At 73.4% G+C, this 18,973-nt stretch carries 15 protein-coding genes; 4 read left to right on the forward strand and 11 right to left on the reverse strand.

Going from position 1 to position 18,973, the window contains the following annotated elements:
* The first annotated feature begins 27 nt into the window (after nucleotides 1–27).
* A complete protein-coding gene (locus ACFYUV_RS13995) occupies nucleotides 28–837 on the forward strand; it encodes a crotonase/enoyl-CoA hydratase family protein (RefSeq protein ID WP_387668657.1) in 810 nt (269 codons plus the stop codon).
* 106 nt (nucleotides 838–943) lie between these two features.
* Nucleotides 944–1,417 (forward strand): carboxymuconolactone decarboxylase family protein, encoded by a 474-nt coding sequence (locus ACFYUV_RS14000; protein WP_387668659.1) that lies wholly within the window; start codon nucleotides 944–946, stop codon nucleotides 1,415–1,417.
* A 71-nt stretch (nucleotides 1,418–1,488) separates the two neighbouring features.
* Here the strand turns inward: ACFYUV_RS14000 and ACFYUV_RS14005 are convergent, their stop codons facing one another.
* The 6 genes from ACFYUV_RS14005 to ACFYUV_RS14030 form a co-directional block, all read right to left on the reverse strand.
* Nucleotides 1,489–1,788, reverse strand: a complete 300-nt coding sequence (locus ACFYUV_RS14005; RefSeq protein ID WP_387668661.1) for a hypothetical protein — start codon at nucleotides 1,786–1,788, stop codon at nucleotides 1,489–1,491.
* A 24-nt stretch (nucleotides 1,789–1,812) separates the two neighbouring features.
* The gene (locus ACFYUV_RS14010) at nucleotides 1,813–2,919 is read right to left on the reverse strand and encodes a nitronate monooxygenase family protein (RefSeq protein WP_352323097.1); all 1,107 of its coding nucleotides are present in this window, start codon (nucleotides 2,917–2,919) and stop codon (nucleotides 1,813–1,815) included.
* A gap of 88 nt (nucleotides 2,920–3,007) precedes the next feature.
* The gene (locus ACFYUV_RS14015; RefSeq protein WP_387668664.1) at nucleotides 3,008–3,748 is read right to left on the reverse strand and encodes an SDR family NAD(P)-dependent oxidoreductase; all 741 of its coding nucleotides are present in this window, start codon (nucleotides 3,746–3,748) and stop codon (nucleotides 3,008–3,010) included.
* 52 nt (nucleotides 3,749–3,800) lie between these two features.
* The gene (locus ACFYUV_RS14020; protein WP_387668666.1) at nucleotides 3,801–5,120 is read right to left on the reverse strand and encodes an FAD-binding protein; all 1,320 of its coding nucleotides are present in this window, start codon (nucleotides 5,118–5,120) and stop codon (nucleotides 3,801–3,803) included.
* On the reverse strand, nucleotides 5,117–6,004 hold the full coding sequence (locus tag ACFYUV_RS14025) for a decaprenyl-phosphate phosphoribosyltransferase (RefSeq protein WP_358282860.1): 888 nt from the start codon (nucleotides 6,002–6,004) through the stop codon (nucleotides 5,117–5,119). Before ACFYUV_RS14025 ends, ACFYUV_RS14020 begins: the two co-directional genes overlap by 4 nt.
* A complete protein-coding gene (locus ACFYUV_RS14030) occupies nucleotides 6,001–6,921 on the reverse strand; it encodes a DUF3068 domain-containing protein (protein ID WP_358282858.1) in 921 nt (306 codons plus the stop codon). Before ACFYUV_RS14030 ends, ACFYUV_RS14025 begins: the two co-directional genes overlap by 4 nt.
* Before the next feature lie 120 nt (nucleotides 6,922–7,041).
* Here ACFYUV_RS14030 and ACFYUV_RS14035 point away from each other — a divergent pair, with 120 nt between their 5' ends.
* Entirely contained in the window at nucleotides 7,042–8,289 is a 1,248-nt protein-coding gene (locus ACFYUV_RS14035; protein WP_387668670.1) for an acyltransferase family protein, read from the forward strand.
* Here the strand turns inward: ACFYUV_RS14035 and ACFYUV_RS14040 are convergent.
* Entirely contained in the window at nucleotides 8,232–10,055 is a 1,824-nt protein-coding gene (locus ACFYUV_RS14040) for an ArnT family glycosyltransferase (RefSeq protein ID WP_387668672.1), read from the reverse strand. The genes ACFYUV_RS14035 and ACFYUV_RS14040 overlap by 58 nt on opposite strands.
* Between ACFYUV_RS14040 and ACFYUV_RS14045 the strand changes: the two genes are divergently transcribed.
* Nucleotides 10,054–10,827 carry a class I SAM-dependent methyltransferase gene (locus ACFYUV_RS14045; protein ID WP_387668675.1) on the forward strand — a complete coding sequence of 258 codons (774 nt, stop codon included), beginning with the start codon at nucleotides 10,054–10,056 and terminating at the stop codon, nucleotides 10,825–10,827. The two genes, ACFYUV_RS14040 and ACFYUV_RS14045, sit on opposite strands and share 2 nt — an antisense overlap.
* Here the strand turns inward: ACFYUV_RS14045 and ACFYUV_RS14050 are convergent.
* Genes ACFYUV_RS14050 through ACFYUV_RS14065 form a run of 4 tightly spaced genes read right to left on the reverse strand, consistent with a single transcriptional unit; the run spans nucleotide 10,768 to nucleotide 18,936 of the window.
* Nucleotides 10,768–11,745 carry a DUF3068 domain-containing protein gene (locus ACFYUV_RS14050; RefSeq protein ID WP_387668678.1) on the reverse strand — a complete coding sequence of 326 codons (978 nt, stop codon included), beginning with the start codon at nucleotides 11,743–11,745 and terminating at the stop codon, nucleotides 10,768–10,770. The two genes, ACFYUV_RS14045 and ACFYUV_RS14050, sit on opposite strands and share 60 nt — an antisense overlap.
* Nucleotides 11,742–13,580 carry a hypothetical protein gene (locus ACFYUV_RS14055; protein ID WP_387668680.1) on the reverse strand — a complete coding sequence of 613 codons (1,839 nt, stop codon included), beginning with the start codon at nucleotides 13,578–13,580 and terminating at the stop codon, nucleotides 11,742–11,744. The genes ACFYUV_RS14050 and ACFYUV_RS14055 overlap by 4 nt, the downstream gene beginning before the upstream one ends.
* Entirely contained in the window at nucleotides 13,577–17,716 is a 4,140-nt protein-coding gene (locus ACFYUV_RS14060; protein WP_387668682.1) for an alpha-(1->3)-arabinofuranosyltransferase family protein, read from the reverse strand. Before ACFYUV_RS14060 ends, ACFYUV_RS14055 begins: the two co-directional genes overlap by 4 nt.
* Complete coding sequence (locus tag ACFYUV_RS14065; RefSeq protein ID WP_387668684.1) at nucleotides 17,713–18,936, reverse strand: glycosyltransferase family 4 protein; 1,224 nt, start codon at nucleotides 18,934–18,936, stop codon at nucleotides 17,713–17,715. The genes ACFYUV_RS14060 and ACFYUV_RS14065 overlap by 4 nt, the downstream gene beginning before the upstream one ends.
* Nucleotides 18,937–18,973: the final 37 nt, after the last annotated feature.

The following is an 18,973-nucleotide window of genomic DNA, read 5'->3' on the forward strand; positions in this document are numbered from 1 at the left end:
GTAGCTTCTGGGACTTGGGAGGCGTACATGGAGCTTCTGCCGATCAGCACCCCGCACTGCCGGGTGGAACGCGACGGCCACGTCCTGACCGTCACGATGAACCGGCCGGAGGCCCGCAACGCCCTCTCCTCGGACATGCTGATCGGGCTGGCCTCGGCGTGGGCGTACGCGTCGGCGGAGCCCTCGATCCGGGTCGCGATCCTGACCGGGGCGGAGGGCACGTTCTGCGCCGGGGCCGACCTCAAGGCCATGGGCCAACCCTCGACCGATCCAGAGGTTCAAGCAAGAGCCGCCCAGATCTCGAATTTTCACTGGAAGGGGCTCTTAAGGGAGGACTTGCCGACAAAGCCGATCATCAGCGCTGTCGAGGGGTACGCGGTCGCCGGCGGCACGGAGCTGCTGGTCGGGACGGACCTGCGAGTGGTGGCGGAATCGGCCACCCTGGGGCTGTTCGAGGCCAAACGCGCACTCTTCCCCATGGGCGGCTGCGCGGTCCGGCTGCCCCGCCAGATCCCGTACTGCCACGCCATGGACCTGCTGCTCACCGGCCGTTCCGTGACCGCCGCCGAGGCCCTGGCGATGGGGCTGGTCAACCGGGTCGTGCCGGACGGGCGGGCGCTGGAGACGGCCCGGGAGCTGGCAGCGGACATCGCCGGTTCCGGCCCTCTGGCGGTCCAGGCCATTCTGCGGACGTACCGGGACACCCTGGGCATGCCGGAGCCCGAGGCCCTGAAGGTGTCGGACGAGCTGGGCTGGCCGGTGATCGGCTCGGAGGACGCCAAGGAGGGCACCCGGGCCTTCCGCGAGAAGCGCCCGGCCCGCTACGAGGGCCGCTGACCACTCGCCCAGGAGGAGAGACGCACGTCACATCCGTTCCTGTCACATCCCGTCCGGCTGCCCCGTCCGAGAGGTGGAAGCAGTCGACGACGACAAGGAGCGCGTCATGGAAGCCCGTCTCAACCTCTTCGAGAACCAGGTCGCGGCCAAGGTCATGAAGCACCTCATCGGCACCAACAAGGTCATCATGGACTCGGGCCTGCCCCACGCCACGCAGGAGCTGGTGAAGATCCGGGCCAGCCAGATCAACGGCTGCGGCTTCTGCACCGACATGCACACCAAGGACGCCGCGCACGCCGGTGAGACCCCGATCCGGCTCAACCTGGTCGCCGCCTGGCGCGAGGCCAAGGTGTTCACCGAGGCCGAGCGGGCCGCCCTGGAGCTGGCCGAGCAGGGCACCCGCATCGCCGACGGCGCCGGCGGCGTCCCGGACGAGGTCTGGGCGAACGCCGCCAAGCACTACGACGAGGAGCAGCTCGGGGCGCTGGTGTGCCTGATCGCCCTGATCAACACCTTCAACCGGGTGAACGTCATCATCCAGCAGCCCGCGGGCGACTACGTGCCCGGCATGTTCGGCTGACGGAGAGCTGACGGAGAGCCCAGGGAGAGCCGGGACAGAGCCGGCGGAGAACCGCGGCCTGCGGGAAGGAGTCAGTCCCGCAGGCCGCCGAGGACCGCCGTCACCAGGCGCTCGCGGACGCCGCCGGGGTCGTCCCGGCCCGGATGCCACGTGCAGGCGAGGTTGAGCGCGGCGAGCCGGCCGCTGTCCAGCACCACCCGCACGGCCCGCAGCAGGGCCGGGACGTCCGGCCCGCCGGCCGCCGGGTAGCGCAGGCCCGGCAGGCGGGACGGGCCGAGGACGTCCAGGTCGAGGTTGAGCAGCAGCGGCCCGGGAGGCAGGGTTTCGGGCGTCACCTCGTCGAGGTGGTACGGCACGTACAGGACCGGCACGTGCCCACGGTAACAGGCGGACGATCAGTCCCGGGTGATGCGGTCGAGGCGTTCCAGGGCCTCCGCGTACTCCTCCACGAGCCCGAACACCACGTCCTTCGTCGAGCGCACCTGGTTGGTCAGGCCGATGACCTGCCCGGCGGGGAACGTGGCCAGCTCCGAGGCGTCCGAGCGGCCGATCCGGCGCAGGGCGTCCGAGACGAGCATGAACTGCAGCGGCATCGGCAGCGTGCCCGGCGACTCCTGCGACTCCCACGCCTCGGTCCACTCGTTCCTGAGCAGGCGGGCGGGCTTGCCGGTCCAGCTCCGGGAGCGCACGGTGTCGCGCGAGGTGGCCTCCAGGATGCGGCGTTTCGCCATCTCGGGGGTGTCGGCCTCCTCGACGGTGAGCCAGAGCGAGCCGGTCCAGACGCCCTCCGCGCCCAGCGCCATGCCGGCCGCCATCTGGCGGCCGTTCCCGATGCCGCCCGCCGCCAGGACGGGGACGTCCACGGCGTCCACCACCTGCGGGATGAGCACCATGGTCGAGATCTCGCCGGTGTGGCCGCCGGCCTCGGTGCCCTGGGCGACGACGACGTCCACGCCGACCTCGACCTGCTTGAGCGCGTGCCGCGGGGTCGAGGCGAGCGCGGCGACCTTGACGCCGTGCCGGTGGGCGAGGTCCACGACGTCGGCCGGGGGCGGCCCGAGGGCGTTGGCCAGCAGGGCGATGGGATGGCGGAGCGCGACCTCGACCTGGGGACGCGCGGTGGCGTCGGTCCAGCCCAGCAGCACCCGGCCCGGGTCGGCGTCGGACGACAGGGGCGGCACGCCGTGCCTGCCCAGCAGGTTCTCGACGAACGCGCGGTGCCCCTCGGGGATCATCGCCTGCAGGCGGCCGACCAGCTCCTCGGGGGCGAAGTCGGCGCCCTCGTAGGAGGCGGGCATGACCACGTCCACGCCGTACGGTCTGCCGTCGACGTGGTCGTCGATCCACTTGAGCTCCATTTCGAGCTCTTCCGGGGTGAAGTACAGCGCGCCGAGCACTCCCATGCCGCCCGCGCGGCTGACCGCGGCGACCACGTCCCTGCAGTGGCTGAAGGCGAAGATCGGGAGCTCGATTCCGAACATGTCCGTGACCCGTGTCCGCATGGCCCGACGATAAGCCCCGCCGCAGCCGAACTGCAACGTGTTCTACTCTAGAACCTTTCGTCGGTAGGCTTCCGGATTGGAACGCGTTCTAGCGCGGCAGCCGCCGCCAGAGCGGCCGCGGCAGCAGGCGCAGCAGGCCGAACGCCGGGCCGAGCGCCCGCGGCACCCACACGGACGACGCGCCCTCGCGCAGCGCGCGCACGGTGGCCAGGGCCACCTGGCGGGGCGTCGAGGACAGCGGCGCCGGGGGCAGGCCCTTCGTCATCCGGCCGATCACGAAACCCGGCCGGACGATCAGCACGCGCGCGCCCGACCCGTGCAGCGCGTCGCCGAGCCCCTGCGCGAACCCGTCGAGCCCGGCCTTGGCCGAGCCGTAGACGAAGTTGGCCTTGCGCACCCGCGCCCCGGCGACCGACGAGAGCACCACGAGGGTGCCGTGCCCCTGCTCGCGCAGGACCCTGGCGGCGTGCAGGTCCACGGAGACGTGGCCGCCGTAGTTGACCGCGACGGCCGCGGCGGCGGCGGCCGGGTCGGCGTCGTAGTCGTCCTGGCTGCCGAGCACGCCGAACGCGGAGATCACCACGTCGAGGTCGCCCACCAGCTCCACGGCCCCGGCCAGGACGGCGGCGTGCGACCCCACGTCCAGCGCGTCGAACGGCAGGACGTGCACCTCGGCGGCGAGGTCCGCCGGCGGCGTGAGCTCACCCCTGGCGGCCAGCACGACCCTGGTCGCGCCCAGCCCGACCAGCAGCCGGACGATCTCCAGGCCGATCTCGCTCCGCCCACCCAGCAGCAGCACGCTGTCGACGGCCCCGAGCGCGTTCCTCACGACGCCCCACGCCCCGGAGCGGCGGCCGCCCGGGTCGCGTCAGAAGTGGTGGTCACAGTCGTAGTCTCCTGGACAGGTCCGAGCGGAACAGGCCCTCCGGGTCGGCCTCGTCCCTGATGCTCCGCCATCGTTCCAGTTCGGGGTACATCGCCGCCATCATGTCGGCGCGCAGCCGGGCGTCCTTGGCCAGGTACACCCGTCCTCCGGCCTGCGCGACGCGCTCGTCGAAGCCGCGCAGGAGCCCGCTCAGGCCGCGCTGACCGGCCGGGATGTCCAGGGCCAGGGTCCAGCCGGGCACGGGGAAGGACAGGAGACCACCCGAACCGGGACCGAACCGCTTGAGCACGGTCAGGAACGACACCGTCCCGTGCGCCGACAATGACCCGACGATGCCGCGCAACGTCTCCTCCGCGCCGAACGGCACCACGAACTGGTACTGCACGAAGCCGCGCGGGCCGTACATGCGGTTCCAGCCCGCGACGAAGTCGAGCGGGTGGAAGAACGGCGCGATGCCCTGCGTGACGGTCGCGCTCGCGGGCGCCTTGCGGTACCAGAGCTCGTTGAAGGCGCGCACGCTGAGCCCGTTGAGCAGCCCGTCCGGCGCCCACGGCGGCGCGTGCAGCCGGGCGCGCGGCGCGAAGACCGACGGCACCTTGTCCCCGTCACGCGGCGCGTGGTCGCCCCTGGTCAGGACGCTGCGGCCCATCCGGCGGCCGCGGGCGAGCAGGTCGATCCAGGCCACCGTGTAGCGGTAGCGGTCGTCGGTGCGGGCCATGACGTCGAGCGTCTCGTCGAGGTCGGCGGTGCGCCGCACGTCCACCCGCATCCGGGACGACTCGACGGGCACGCAGCCGAACGTCGCCTCGGCCACCACCCCGGTCAGGCCCATGCCGCCGAGGGTCGCCCGGAAGAGCGGATCGCCGGGGCGCAGCACCCTGGCGGCGCCGTCGGCGGTCACCAGGGTGAGCGAGCGCACGTGCGCGCCGAAGGAGGAGTCGCGGTGGTGGTTCTTGCCGTGCACGTCGGCCGCGACGGCCCCGCCGACCGTGACGTGCCTGGTCCCGGGGCTCACGGGCACGAACCAGCCGCGCGGCACCAGCGCCGTCATCACCTCGTGCAGGCTGACCCCGCCCGCCGCGGTCACGACGCCGGTGCGCTCGTCGAAGCTCCAGGCGTCCAGGCCGGTGCAGTCGAGGACGAGGCCGCCGGCGTTCTGGGCGGCGTCGCCGTACGAGCGGCCGAGCCCGCGGGCGACGACGCCGCGGCCCGGCGCGGCCACGACCAGGTCGCGCAGCTCGTCCAGGGAGCGCGGGCGGCGCAGCACGGCGGGGGTGGGCGAGGTGCGGCCCCAGCCGGTGAGGAACGTGCTCACGCGTAGATCCCGAGCCCCACCAGGACGACCAGCGCGGCGGCGAAGACGAGGGTGGGCCGGTCACGGATCACCAGTTCCTCGGGCTCCTCGCCGCCGCCCCGCTCGACCAGCAGGTTGTGCCGGAGCACCAGGAGCAGGAACGGGACGATGCTGAGCCCGTAGAACACGTTCTCGTGCGCGTTCAGCGCCCACAGGCAGTACGTGACGATCATCGCCCCGGACGCCATGATCCGCACGTGCGTCAGGTACGCGGCCGGGTAGGCGGCCAGCGTGGCCCGCGTCCCCGACACGCCTCGCGACCGCAGCTCGGCCTCGCGCTTGCCGGCCACCAGCTGCAGCGCGGCCAGCGAGACGACCACCAGGAACCAGCCGGTCACCGGCACCCCGACGGCGACGGCTCCGGCGTAGGCCCTGATCACGTGGCATCCGGCGACCGCGATGAGGTCCACGACCTCCTGGTGCTTGAGCCAGGTCGTGTAGGCCAGGGTCAGGGCGACGTACCCGGCGACGACCGCGGGCGACTGCCAGCCGCCGGTGAGCGCGGCGACCGCGGGCGCGAGGACCAGCAGGACGACGCCCGCCACCCGGGCCGTGCGCACCGACACCGCGCCGGAGGCGACGGCCCGGCGGCGCTTGCGCGGGTGCAGCCGGTCGGCCTCCACGTCGGAGGCGTCGTTCAGCAGGTAGGAGCCGCTGGCGGCCAGGCAGAAGGCGGCCAGGACGAGCAGCGCCGCGAGCAGGCGGCCCGGCTGCCCGAGCACCCCGGCCGCCATGGGGGCGGCCAGGACGAGCAGGTTCTTCAGCCACTGACGCGGCCGGGCCGCCCTGACCAGGGCCAGCGCGGGCGCGGGCGACCAGGGCCGGGCGACCACGCCCTGGCTCATGCGGACCGGCGGCCGCGCAGGGCGAGCAGCAGGCCGCCCAGGAGCAGGACGACCCCGACCACGCCGAGCACGATCGGCAGCGTGGTCCTGATCAGGTTGATCTGGCTCTTGCCCTCGGAGGCGCTGTCGACCAGGCCCTTGACCGTGTCGTCGGTCATCTTGGCGGTGGCCACGAACGCCTTGGAGCGCTCGATGCCGTCCTGGCTCTTGAGCACCTCGTTGCGCACCTGCTCCTGCTTGACGGGCGCGCCGGTGGTGGGCTCGATCCAGTAGGTGACGGTGCCGGAGTAGAACCGGTTCAGCTGCACGTCGCCCGAGGTGCCCATGCCGAACCAGGCGGCGGGCGCGTTCAGCGTCTGCGTCCTGGTCTCGGGGACGGTCTGCTCGAACTTGTACGTGGCCAGCCCGTTGACCTGCTCCTCGCCGACGAACCTGGCGTCGAACGCCTTGCCCGCGCTGGCGTTGAAGACCTGGTAGGTCTTCTTCTCCACGTCGAACGGGAACTTGTAGATCTGGCCCTGGAGCTGCACCGGGGCCTTGTCGATGCTGGCGCCGCAGCAGTTGAGGCCGACGCCGGAGCGCTTGTCGAAGGCGCTGCGCCGCTCGCTGAAGTTGATGCCCGGCTTGCTGTTGGTGACGTCGTTGACGGCGGTGAACTCGTCCCAGACGACGCGGTCGTCGTTGGCCTCCTTCACGTCGCCGCGGGTGGTGACGATGATGTCGAGGTCGGCGGTCAGCACCTTGCCGTCCGGGATGCTGAAGTACTGGGCGCCCGTCGCGTGCAGCTTGCTGATGCTGTACTGGTCGCCCTTGGCGGCCATGAAGGCGGGCGCGACCTGGAGACGCACCAGGGGAGCCAGAACGATGAGGAATGCCCCGACGGCGATGAGGACGCTGCCAACGACGACCCGGTTCATGGACCCTCCATGTGCGCAGGTGCACTGACGCCTGTTTGGGTGGTTAAGTACTGAAACGAACTACCTACTCGCCGGTATGTTATTGCGACGAGTGACCGACGTCACCAGGGATGCGGAAACGTGACCGAAACAGGTTCTACTTCGGGCGGGGTGTCGGTGGTCTCAGGACACCAGACCTCGCTCGACGGCGTGCGCGCCGTGGCCGCCTTCGCCGTCCTGCTGTTCCACGTGTCCATGGAGGCGGGGACGGCGCTGGACCCGGGGTTCTTGGGCGGCGTGCTGTCCAGGGGTGAGATCGGCGTGCCGATCTTCTTCACGCTCTCCGGCCTGCTGCTGTACCGGCCGTGGGCGGCTGAGGCGCTGCTCGGCGACCGGGCTCCGGACACCCGCCGCTACCTGTGGAAACGCTTCTTCCGGATCATGCCGGCGTACTGGCTGGTGGTCGCCGTGGCGCTGCTGCTGTGGGGCGACGCGCACCGCGCCGACCCCTGGACGTGGGCGCAGATGTTGTTCCTCGTGCACACCTACGACATCACCCCCTGGTGGTACGGCCTCGGCCCCAAGGGGCTCGGCCAGATGTGGAGCCTCGCGGTCGAGCTGACCTTCTACCTCACGCTCCCCCTGATGGCGGCGGTGCTGCGCAGGTTCGCCCTGCGCGGCGACCCCGACCTGCGGACCAGGGGACGGCGGCTGCTCATCGGCCTGGCCGCCTTCGGCGCGCTGTCCTACGTGTACACGGTCTTCGAGTACTTCCCCGACTACCGGCCCTGGATGAACGTGTGGCTGCCGCGCTCCTGGACGTTCTTCGTGCCCGGCATGGCGCTGGCCGTGCTGACCGTCTGGGCCAGGGCCGAGGACGGCCGCGCGCGGCGGCTGAGCGCCGCGCTGGCCTCCTCCTGGGGCACGTTGTGGGTCATCGCGGGCCTGGCCTACCTCATCGCCGCCACGCCGCTCACCGGGCCGCGCGCGGTCGGCCTGGGCAGCATCTGGACCGCGTTCACCGAGCAGGGCCTCTACACGCTCGTCGCCTTCTGCCTGGTCGCCCCCGCCGCGCTGGCGGCCGGACGGCCCACGCGGGTGCACGAGTTGCTCGGCGGCCGGGTGATGAGCTACCTGGGCCAGATCTCCTACGGCGTCTTCCTGTGGCAGTTCGTCATCCTCTACCTCTGGTACGACTTCACCGGCCAGCGGCCGTGGACCGGCAACCTCCTGGTCAACCTGGTCGCCGTCACCGCCATCACGGTCACCATGGCCGGGCTCACCCACCGCTACGTCGAGGAGCCGGCCAGGCGGCTGATCCGCCTGGTGCCTCAGCGCGCCGCCGGGCCCGGCTCGCCGAAGGCCACCGCCCTGAGGCAGAACGCCTGACCCTGCGCCCCGGCCGCGGTGATCCGCATGCCCTTGCCCGGCCCGTCGTGCGGCACGTAGAACAGCGCGCCCATGGCGCCGGTCGCGGGCAGCGTGGCCGCCCGCTGGGCCTCGCCGACCTCCACCACGACCTGCACGGGCCGCGGGCTGACGTACGACATGGCCACCACCACGCCGGGCCCGCCGAAGGACTCGACGGGGAACTCCTTGCCCGCCGGGTAGCACTTGCGCCCCTTGACCGCGTCGAAGAACGGCACCACCCGCCCCACCAGGACGAGCTTGCCCGTGTCGTCCAGCACGTACGGCTCCGCCGAGGGCCGCGGGTCGCGCATACGCTCCCTGGTCGCGTCGTCGGCCAGCGGCGCCAGCACGTACGAGGTCATCCGGCGCTCCCCGTTCCACGGCAGGACGATCTCCGGCGGCACGGGACGGGAGTAGATGTCGGCCTCCCCCGCCGCCGCGGCCAGCGAGGCTCTCGCGTTCTCCAGGTACGTCCTGACCCGGTCGCCGGTGAGCGTGTCGCCGAAGGTGTTGATCGAGATCAGCGACACGACGACGAAGACGGCGGTCAGCGCGCCGCCGACGGCCGGCATGCTCGCCGGCACCGGCCGGCGCAGGACGTCGGGCTCGTCCTCCACCGGCATGACGGCCAGCGCCAGGCAGAGCGCGAAGAGCACCGCGGCGTCGGCGACGTACCGGGTCTCGGCGCCGACCAGGTCCCAGGCGGTGGCCCGCGCGATCACGGTGGGCACCGCGTCGGCGACCACCACGTAGGCCGCCAGGATCGCCCACGCCCGCCAGGCCCGCCTGCGGTACACGCAGGTGACCACGACCAGCGCGGCGAGCACCGCCCACGCCACGGCCACGGTCACCGGGGCCGGGTCGGCCAGCCCGCCGGTCGAGGTGACGCCGCCCCAGCGCAGCGGCCCGCCCACCGCCCCCGTCGGGAAGGTCTCGCCCAGCAGCCTGCGCAGCAGCCCCGGGACCACCTCGGCCTTCGGGCCGGTCAGCGCGTCGGCCCCGGCGGTGTCGCGGCGCAGCCAGTAGAGCAGCGCGTACCCGGCCAGCAGCAGGCCGTGCGCCCACCAGACGGGCCGGCGCAGCTCGGCGAGCAGGGCACGGGCCCACAGGCCGCGCCCGAGGTAGGCGCTGCTGACGCCGAGCACCACGAACGGGATGAACACCCCCTTGGTGGAGAAGGCCATCCCGACGGCGGTCCAGGCCAGGGCCCGCCAGCGGCCCTTGCCCTCGCGTACGTACCTGACGTGCGCGGCCAGCGCCGCGATCAGCGCGAGCTGCAGCGGCACCGCGTTGAGCGCGGCCGACCACCAGCTCATGGCGGGCACGGTGAGCGGCGCGAACGCGTAGACGGTCAGCGCAGCGAGCACCGCCGCCCGGTCGCCGAACAGCCGCCGCAGCAGCACCAGGAACATGACCGAGGCCGCCCCCTGGATCGCGACGGTCACGAACGACACCAGCGCCCAGCTGTACGGCGCGACCGACGTGAGCAGCCACACCAGGCCGAGCGCGCCCGGCATGAGGTGCCCCTTGTGCACCCTCATCAGGTACTCCCAGGTCGGCCCGCTGTCGCCGGCCCCGGCCACGAAGAGGAAGTCGTCCTCGACGAAGTAGGCCTTGCTGAGCAGGCTCGCCCGGAACACCAGCGAGATCAGCACGATCAGCAGGCCCACGCCGATGACCGGCCCGGTGCGCACCGCCGGGATGGTGATCTGGAAGGGCTCGGCTCGCTTGACGTCTTCAGCCATGGACGTATCCCTCCACTGCAGTAAGCTCCGCGCCGTGGACACCGAACCGTTCCGAGCGGATCTCGGCAGATCCGTCCGGTTGCTGCGCGCCTTCCGCCTGGAGCAGAGCGACCCCGACTTCTTCTACGGCACCCTGGCCAGGGACACGGTGGCCCAGCTCGCCACCTACACCGACCTGGCCGGCGCGACCGTGGCCGACATCGGCGGCGGCCCCGGCTACTTCGCCGACGCCCTGCGCGCGGTCGGCGCGCGGCCGCTGTGCGTCGACTGCGACGCCGGTGAGATGCGCCTGCGCGACGGCGTGCCGCCCCGCGACGCCGTCCTCGGCAGCGCGCTCGACCTGCCGCTCGCCACCGGCTCGGTGGACGTGTGCTTCTCCTCCAACGTGCTGGAGCACGTGCCCGACCCGCTGCGGATGGCCGAGGAGATGGTCCGGGTGACCCGGCCGGGCGGCGTGGTCTACCTGTCGTACACGATCTGGTTCTCGCCCTGGGGCGGCCACGAGACCTCCCCCTGGCACTACCTCGGCGGCCACTACGCCGCCCGCCGCTACGCCCGCACCCACGGCAAGCCGCCCAAGAACGTCTTCGGCGAGAGCATGTACGCCATCGGCGTGGCCAAGCCGCTGGCCTGGGCGCGCAGGAGGGGCGACGTGGAGGTCCTCGACGCGATCCCTCGCTACCATCCACGCTGGGCCAGGCACGTCGTCCACCTACCTGGCATCCGCGAGCTGGTCACCTGGAACCTGCTCCTCGTCCTGCGCCGCAGGTGAGCGCCGCCGCGACAACCACAGGGCGGCCGCCACGCAGCCCGCGCCGAGCAGGCCGCCGCCGACCGGCGCCACCGTGCCGAGCAGCAGGATCCAGCGCTTGTAGGCGGCCGCCGTCGCCAGGGCCGCGACGACGTCCGGCTCGGCGGTGCGGAAGTCCGCGTCCAGGGCGGTCAGGCGGCCCCGGCCGTCCGCGGTGACCAGCGTCTCGGTCACCTCCTCCAGCGTCCTGACGGGCAGGCCGCTGACCGGTTCGACCCAGTACGTGCGCCGAATCTCGGCGTAGCGGCCGAGGCCGACGTCGCCCTTGCCGGGCAGGCCGAGCAGGCGGCGCGGCAGCGGCGGCGTCTCGCCGGGCACCAGCCGGCGCGGCGTGCGCTGGACGTAGCGGTAGGTCTCGACGCCGCGCACCCGCTCGACCCCGTCGAAGACGGCCGTGACCGGGCGGCGCAGGCGCAGGTCGAACAGCGGGTAGTCGCGGCGCTCGGCGTTGAACGGCCAGCGGAAGGCCTGCCCGGTCTGCCGGACGGAGACGTCCTCGTCCAGGTACTCGCCGCAGCAGTTCACGATCTCGCCGGTACGCCGGTCGAAGGCCAGGCGGCGCTCGTGGTAGTCCAGGCGGTGGCCGTCGCGGGTGGCCAGGGAGACCGACTCGCCCCACACCGCGCGGTCGTCGTCGCCGGCCAGCACGTCGCCGATCAGCCACCGGGTCTGGACCAGGTCGCCGGTCGTCTGCCGCATGGTCGCCGGGTCCACGTACGTGGCCGACTCGGCGGTCGCCCTGGTCATGCTCTGCTGTTCCAGGGGGGCCTTGAGCACCCGGTCGTAGACGTACAGGCGGCTCAGCGGGATGAGCGTCAGCAGGAAGGCCCCCACGGCGGCCAGCACCAGCGCGAGGCTCCTTCGGCTCGGGGCGGTCACGGCCGGGGCACCGCCTGTCCCGGCGTCACGTCGCCCAGGCACAGGCCGGGCGGCACGTCGTGCACGACGATCCGGTCCGCGCCGGGCACGGCCAGCACGAAGACCCGGCCGAAGCCCGCGCGCAGCTTCATGTCGGTGGCGCGGTCGCCCATCCACAGGGTGACCGTCGTGTCGGAGCGGGCCGCGTACCCCAGCCTGACCAGGGTGCCCTCGACCCGGGTGACGCGGTTGTCCAGCGGCACCTGGACGGTCCCGCCGGTCACCGGCCAGCACCTGTCGCGGGTCGTGGGCACGAGCGGGATGCCCTGCACGTCCACCGGCCGCAGGCGGCCCTGGTCGTCGAAGACCAGGCCGTCGAGCGCGGCGGGCGGCGCCTGCATCCTGGCCCTGAGCGCGGGCGTGGCCAGCGCGCCCAGCACCCGCGAGGTCAGGCTGTAGGTCCCGTACGAGTTCGGCAGCACCTCCGTCGGCACCAGCCGGTCGTAGATCACGCTGTCGGGGGCCGCCCTGGCCAGCTCGGCGCGGGCGGTCTCGATGTAGCCGTGCCGCCGCTCGGCTCCCAGGTACCCGGCGAAGAGCGTCACCGTGACCAGCGACGCGCCCGCGAACAGCCCGAGCATCGCGCCGGCCGCCCCGGTCACCCGCTCCCGCGCCGGCAGCGCCCTGCGGTACGGCTCCTCCTCGCCGCGCAGCGGCAGCAGCACCAGGCCCACGACCAGCGCGAGCAGCGGGACGGCGTCGGCGACGTACCGGGTGTCGGTGCCCACGAACGAGCCCAGCAGGTGGACGCGTCCCCACAACACCGGCAGCGCGTCCGCGACGAGCAGGTAGCCCAGCAGCGTGGCCCAGGCCAGGACCGCCCGCCTGCGGTACCGGCTGGTGACCACCACCAGCGCGGCCAGGACGACGAGGGAGGCGATGACCAGCGGCAGCGGCGGCGAGGCCACCCCCCAGTCGCCGCCCGCGAACCACCGCCACGGCCCGCCGAGCACGGTGGTGGCGAACGTCTTGCCCAGCAGCTCCCACAGGAAGCCCAGGGCCTGGTCGAAGATCGGCAGCGCCCCGGTGTTCGGCGCCGACAACGACCGCTGGACGTAGAGCGCGCCGAAGGCCACCAGCACGGTCGCGTACATGGCCCAGGCGGCCAGGTGGCGGCGCAGCGCGGCGCGCAGGCCGCCGTGGTAGATCGCGGTGAGGGCGAACAGCAGCAGCGGCAGCGCGAACCCCTTGACGAAGCCCAGCAGCCCGACCAGCACCCACAGCGCCGCGGCCACGGCGTGCCGCAGCCGGCCCGTCCGCAGGTGGTGCCAGTGCGAGGCGACCGCCATGGGCAGCGCGACCTGGAGGAAGACGGTGTTGAGCCCGGCCGCCCACCAGGCCAGCGCGGGCACGGTGACCGGCGCGAGCAGGAAGACCAGCAGCGGCACGAGCGTCGCCGGCCGCCTGCCGAAGACCACCCGCAGCATGCGCAGCACGCCCAGGGCGGCCAGGGCGTGCAGCGCCAGCACCGTGCCGGCCGCCCAGCCCCAGTCGAAGGGGTGCAGCCGGGAGACCAGCCAGGCCACCAGGAAGCCGCCCGGCATGAACTGGCCGAAATGGATCCGGGTCAGGTAGTCGAAGGACAGGCCGCCCTCCATCGCCCTGGCCACGAACTCGTAGTCGTCCTCCTTGAAGTACGCCTCCTGGACGACGGCCGCCTTGCCCGCCACCGAGGCGGCGATGAGCACGAGCCCGGCCAGCAGGACGCCGTGGCGGCGGGCCCACCGGGCGGCACGCGCCACCGGGCCGGGAACCGTGATGACGGTCCCCGGACGCGGCTTGATCGTGTCGGTCACGGAACACTCGTCATGGTCGGGCCGCCTGCGGCGACGGTGATCGGTACGGTGGTCTGCCGGGCCGGCGCGCGTCTGGCCGCCACCTCGACGAGGAGCTGCCCGAGCAGCGGCAGGCAGAGCAGCTGCGCCCACAGGCCGCCCGCGCCGAGCGCCACCGCGACCGTGGCGGCCAGGTAGAGCGCGAGCCCGCCGGGCGGCCCGAGCAGCAGGGTCCAGCGCCGCCGCCCGCGCAGGTGCTCGGCCTCCCGCAGCGGACGCGACCAGGCGCCCAGCACGAACGCCACCCCGGCCACGCCCGCCCCCGCCGGCCCGCCGACCCAGTAGCCGAGCGCCACGGCGAACACCGCGACGTGCCGGATCCGTGGCCGGGCGGCCAGGACGGGCGCCAGATGGCGTCCCGGCCGACCCCTGCCCACCAGCGCCAGCCCGGCGACGAGCAGCGCCAGCGCCCCGCCCGCGGCCAGCCCCGCCCGGTACGGCTCGTCCGGCTCGTAGGTGAGTGTCACCGTCCCGGCCGTGAAGGCGGGCAGGAACCAGGCCTGCCGCCAGCCGTCGAGCCGGACCGGCTTGAGCGCCGCGGCCCCCAGCGTGGCCTTCCAGCCGGCGTTGAAGTTCTCGTTGACCACCAGGTAGGCGTCGTCCTGGACGTTCACCTGGACGACCCGCTCGCCGGCCGCCCACGTGGTGACCGGCGTGCGCCGCATGACGGTGGGCCCGGCCGCGGGGCTGCCCGGCTCGTGCCGCACGATCGCCGACTCGACCCGGTACGACTCCCCCGGCCGCACCGACAGCCGGGTCGGACCGGCCACGAGCTGGAGCCGCTCGCAGGTCTCGAAGGTCACCGGCCGGCCGGTGACCACGTCGTGCAGGGTGCCGCCGGTGACGGCGGTGTGCACCTCGTTGCCGTCGATGGTGAGCGTGGGCCCGAAGCCGCACGGCAGCGTGAGTTTGAAGCCGGTCAGCGCGCCGAGCGGCCGCACGCCGGGGAAGGCCACGTCGCTGATCTCGATCGGCCGGCCGCCGGACGCGCCGAACTCCAGCGCGACCTTCCTGGCCCTCATCTCGGGGAAGCGGACGAGCCCGTCCGTGCCGACCCAGCTCTGCCGGACGCCGCCCTCCGCGCGGATCGTCACCCGGACGGGAGGGGCACCGAGGTAGGAGTCGGGCGTGATGACGCGGATCCGCGACAGCTTCGTCTCGCGGGCCAGCTCGACGTTCAGCGTGGGCCTGGGGTCGAGCGGGTCGGCGAACCAGGCCGTCTTCGGGTCGCCGTCGAAGGCCCAGCGGCCGCCCGCCGCGCCGCTGTCCACCGCGGTGGAGGAGGCGCGCACGGTCAGGGAGTCGCCGGGCAGCGTGCTGAGGCGTTCGATCGTCGCGCGGTCGGTGACCGTGGCGCGGCCCGAGATGCCGTACGCGCCGTCCTTGCCGGTGACGAAGGAGCGGTCGAAGCCGTTGCCGTCGTCGCCCAGCACCTCGTGGCCCTTGGCGCAGCTCCAGGCGGCCGAGCCCCGGACGCAGCCGGGCACGTCGCCGGTCCTGGCGACCGCGATCGTGGCCGGCTCGCCGGTGTCCTCGCGCGGGTCGGGCACGACGATCGAGCGTCCGGGCCGGACGCCGGGGATGGCCAGCTCGGTGATGCCGACCCGGCCGCCGAGGCGGTTCGCCGGCTCGTACGCGGTGGCGACGACCTTCACCCGCAGCCGCTCGACCGGCCCCTTCGGCACGGCCAGCTCCTGCGGGTCGGCGGTCGCGCGCACCTTCTGGCGCAGCGAGCCGGCGCCGGTCTCCACGACGACCTCGCTGGGCGGCGGGCCGATCGGCGAGTTCTCGAACGCCACCTGGATCGTGGGGATCGTCAGCGGCTCGGCGAAGGTCACCTCCAGCCACTCGCCGACGGCGCCGTTCCAGCCGGTGGAGCGCCAGCTCGTGCGGCGGTCGCCGTCCAGGGCGGCGAAGGGCTGGTGGCCGGGCTCGCGGCTGTTCGCCGCGGCGCCGACGTCGGCCTCGGAGCTGGAGGCGGTGAGGCCCGCGACGCCGGTGAGGCCCGCCGTGGAGACGTACCGCGCCCAGCCGGGGTCGAGCAGGTCGCTGGAGGGCGAGCTGCCGCGCAGGGGCTCGTCGGCGGTGAGCGTGGCGCTGGCGTTGCGGCGCAGGTCGGCGAAGGCGACCTCCCTGCGGCGCAGCGTGTCGGTCAGGATCGTGTCGTGCGCGGGCACCTTGACCACGCCCGCGTCGTCGTTGAGCAGGACGGGCCGGTCGTCGTCCAGGAGGCCCTGCTCGGCCAGGGAGAGCACGGACTCCGGCGCGCCGCCGACGCGCAGCGGGCGGGTGGCGTCCACGGTGCCGACCAGCGGCGCGGCGCCGGCCACGCGGTAGATCTCGACGGCCGGGTAGGGCTGGTCCAGCCAGGCGGCGGCCCGGCCGTACTGGGCGATGCCGACGCCCGGCCCCATTTGGGCCACGAGCGAGACGCCGGGCGAGTCCTCCAGCGCCTGGTGCACCCGGGCCGGCCAGGCCGTGCCGATCGTCGCCCGGTCCAGGTCGTTCCGGACGACCAGGTACGACACACCCATCCGGCGCAGCGTGGCGGCCAGCCCCGGCGAGCCCTTGCCGGTGGCCAGGCGGTCGTCCACGGCGGCCATGAGCCGCGAGATGCCGGCCGAGCCCCACGGCACGATCGTGTGGGTGGCCCAGCGGGCCTGCGAGAGCGCCTGCAGCGGCTCGTCCAGGGGGCGGCCCCACAGGTACTCGCCGCGCTTGGCGCCCGGCACGGCCAGCACCATGCCGTCGCCGGCGTTGCGGTTGAGCCAGGTGATGGCCTGCCGCCAGTAGTCGGGGATGGCGGTGAAGCCGCCGGCGGGGGCGAGACCGGCGTACAGGACGGGCAGGCCCGACAGGGTCACGAGCCCGGCGGCCAGCACGGTCAGGGGCGTGCGCAGGCGCGGGCGGGCCAGTGAGAGCAGCCCGGCCAGGCCGAGCGCGACGGGCAGCCTGATCAGGGCGTCGAACTTGTGCAGGTTGCGGAAGGCGGCGAGCGGGCCGTCGAGCAGCCCGACCATCACCTGCTCGTGCGGCGTGCCGGGATGGCCGGTGGTGATGATCGCGATCCCGCACAGCAGGCTGATCAGCAGGAACGGCCGCTCGGGCAGCCGGCGCAGGGTGAGCCCGGCCAGGCCGAGCGCGGCCACGGCGGCGGTGACCACGATCAGCCACGGGACGGTGGACTGCTGGTGGGCGTCGGGCAGCCAGGTCTGGCCGTCCACGGTCAGGAAGCTGAGCCAGCTCGACGTGCCGCGCAGCGCGTTGACCAGCGACGTCACGCCGGTCGTCGCGGTGGCGGTCTCGATGTAGGGCAGGAACGAGAAGATGTAGCCGCCGAGCGTGAGCAGCGGCACGGCCCACCACAGCGAGGCGAGCGCGACCAGCGGCAGCCACCAGGCGATCAGGCGGCGTTTGACCGGCCCGCCGCGCCTGGTCAGCAGGTAGACCATCGGCACCACGAGCACGGCCGCCTCGGCCACCGCGTTGACGCCGCCGCAGAACAGGAAGGCGAACGCCGACAGCGCCGCCGCCCGGCGTGGCGTCAGCTCGCCCTTGGCCCCCTTGACCAGCGGCAGCAGGATCCACGGCAGCACGGCGCTGGGCAGGAACTCCGAGGAGTTGATGCCGATCAGCGCCTGGGCGTGCGGCGCGAGCGCGTACACGAAGCCGGCCAGGACGCGGGTGTGCGGGCCGCCGACGCCGAACGCGCGGGCGAGCTGGACCACGCCGAGGAAGGCGACGCACAGCACGAGCGACATCCACAGCCGCTGGACGGCCCACGACTCCATGCCCAGCTTGAGGAAGATCGCGTAGAACGGGCCCATCGGGAACAGGTAGCCGTACGCCTGGTTCTGCAGGTGGCCGAAGTAGGCGCCGTCCCACAGGTGCAGCGCCCGGCCGAGGAAGCCCAGCGGGTTGACCGCCATGTCGAGCTTCGTCTCGGGGATGATCTTCTCGGTCGAGGTGTTGAACGCGATGGCGCCGAGCAGCAGACAGGAGGCGAGCAGCCGCAGCCTGTGCCTGATCCGGGCCTCGTAGCTCTCGACGGTGGAGTCCCCGCGTTCCCCCGGGGGTCCAGGCGAGGCTTGGGTCACTGAGGGGCTCCGCCGCAATCTTGGAGTTTCGCCAGGATAAGTCCGGTCATGTTAGCCCCAGTTCGGGCCCACGTAAATTCCCCGGCCCAGGCGCGGCAGGCCGCGGCCACCTCCGCCCGCCGCCGCGGGTCGGCCAGCTCCTCCAGCGCGCGGCCGGCCACCTCGGCCAGGCTCTCGCCGTCCCGTACGAGCCAGCCGGTGACGCCGTCCCGCACGGAGTCGCGCAGCCCGGCCACGTCGTAGGCCACGGTCGGCACGCCGAGCGCGGCGGCCTCGATCACGGTCAGCCCCCAGCCCTCGAACTCCGAGGCCGTCACGTTGAGCCGGGCGGCGGCCAGCAGGGCGTTCTTGCGCGGCTCGGGCAGGAAGCCGTGCAGCTCGACCCGGCCGTCCAGGCCCCGGCCGGAGATCCGGGCGGCCAGGGCGTCGCGCTCGGGGCCGCGGCCCACGACGTGCACCCGCAGGCCCGGCCAGGCGTCGCCGAGCTCGGCGGCCAGGTCCACGACGCGCTCGATGCGCTTGTGGCCGATCAGGCGGCCGGCGTACACGAGGGCGGGCTCGCCCACGGCGGCCGGCGGCTCGCTGCGCGCGGGCTCGGCGCAGCCGTTCGGCACGACGGTGACCGGCGCGAGCCAGCGCAACTTCGCGGCCAGGTCGTGCCTCGACGACTCCGAGACGGTGACCGTCAGGCAGCGCCGGTAGACCAGCCGGGCCACCTCGCCCTCCACGAAGCACCCGATCCGGGCCAGCCAGGCGGGCAGGAAGGCGTGGAACTGCCGGTCGTGGACGTGGTGCACGAGGCTGATCACGGGCGTGCGGCGGCGGACGACGAGCGGGGAGAAGAAGGGGATGCCGTTCATGGTGTCGATGACGACGTCCACGCGCCGCCGGTGGATCAGCAGCCAGAGCGGGACCAGCAGGTAGACGAGGTACGGGTTGCCCATCCTGCGCAGGTCGACGCCGTCGAGCCTCTCGGCGCGGCGCTGCCCGCGCTGGCGGCCGGTGAGGAACACGACCGAGGCCCCCTGGGTCAGCAGGAACCGGCTGACCTGCCAGGCGTACTCCTCGGCGCCGCCGGCCGTGGACTGGCAGGGTTCGCGGAAGTTGAGCATCGCCACGCGGACGCCCGCGAGTGGCCGCTCTCCCGCCGTCGCGTCGTTGGTCCGCGGCTCGATCAGCCGTGCCGTGTCCGCCTTGCGCTCACCGGTAAAGACCACCATCACTCCTCGTCGGCGGGCATGCGGGCATGGCGGAGCC

Origin of the sequence: Nonomuraea sp. NPDC003560, assembly GCF_042878785.1 — a bacterium.
Classification (GTDB): domain Bacteria; phylum Actinomycetota; class Actinomycetes; order Streptosporangiales; family Streptosporangiaceae; genus Nonomuraea.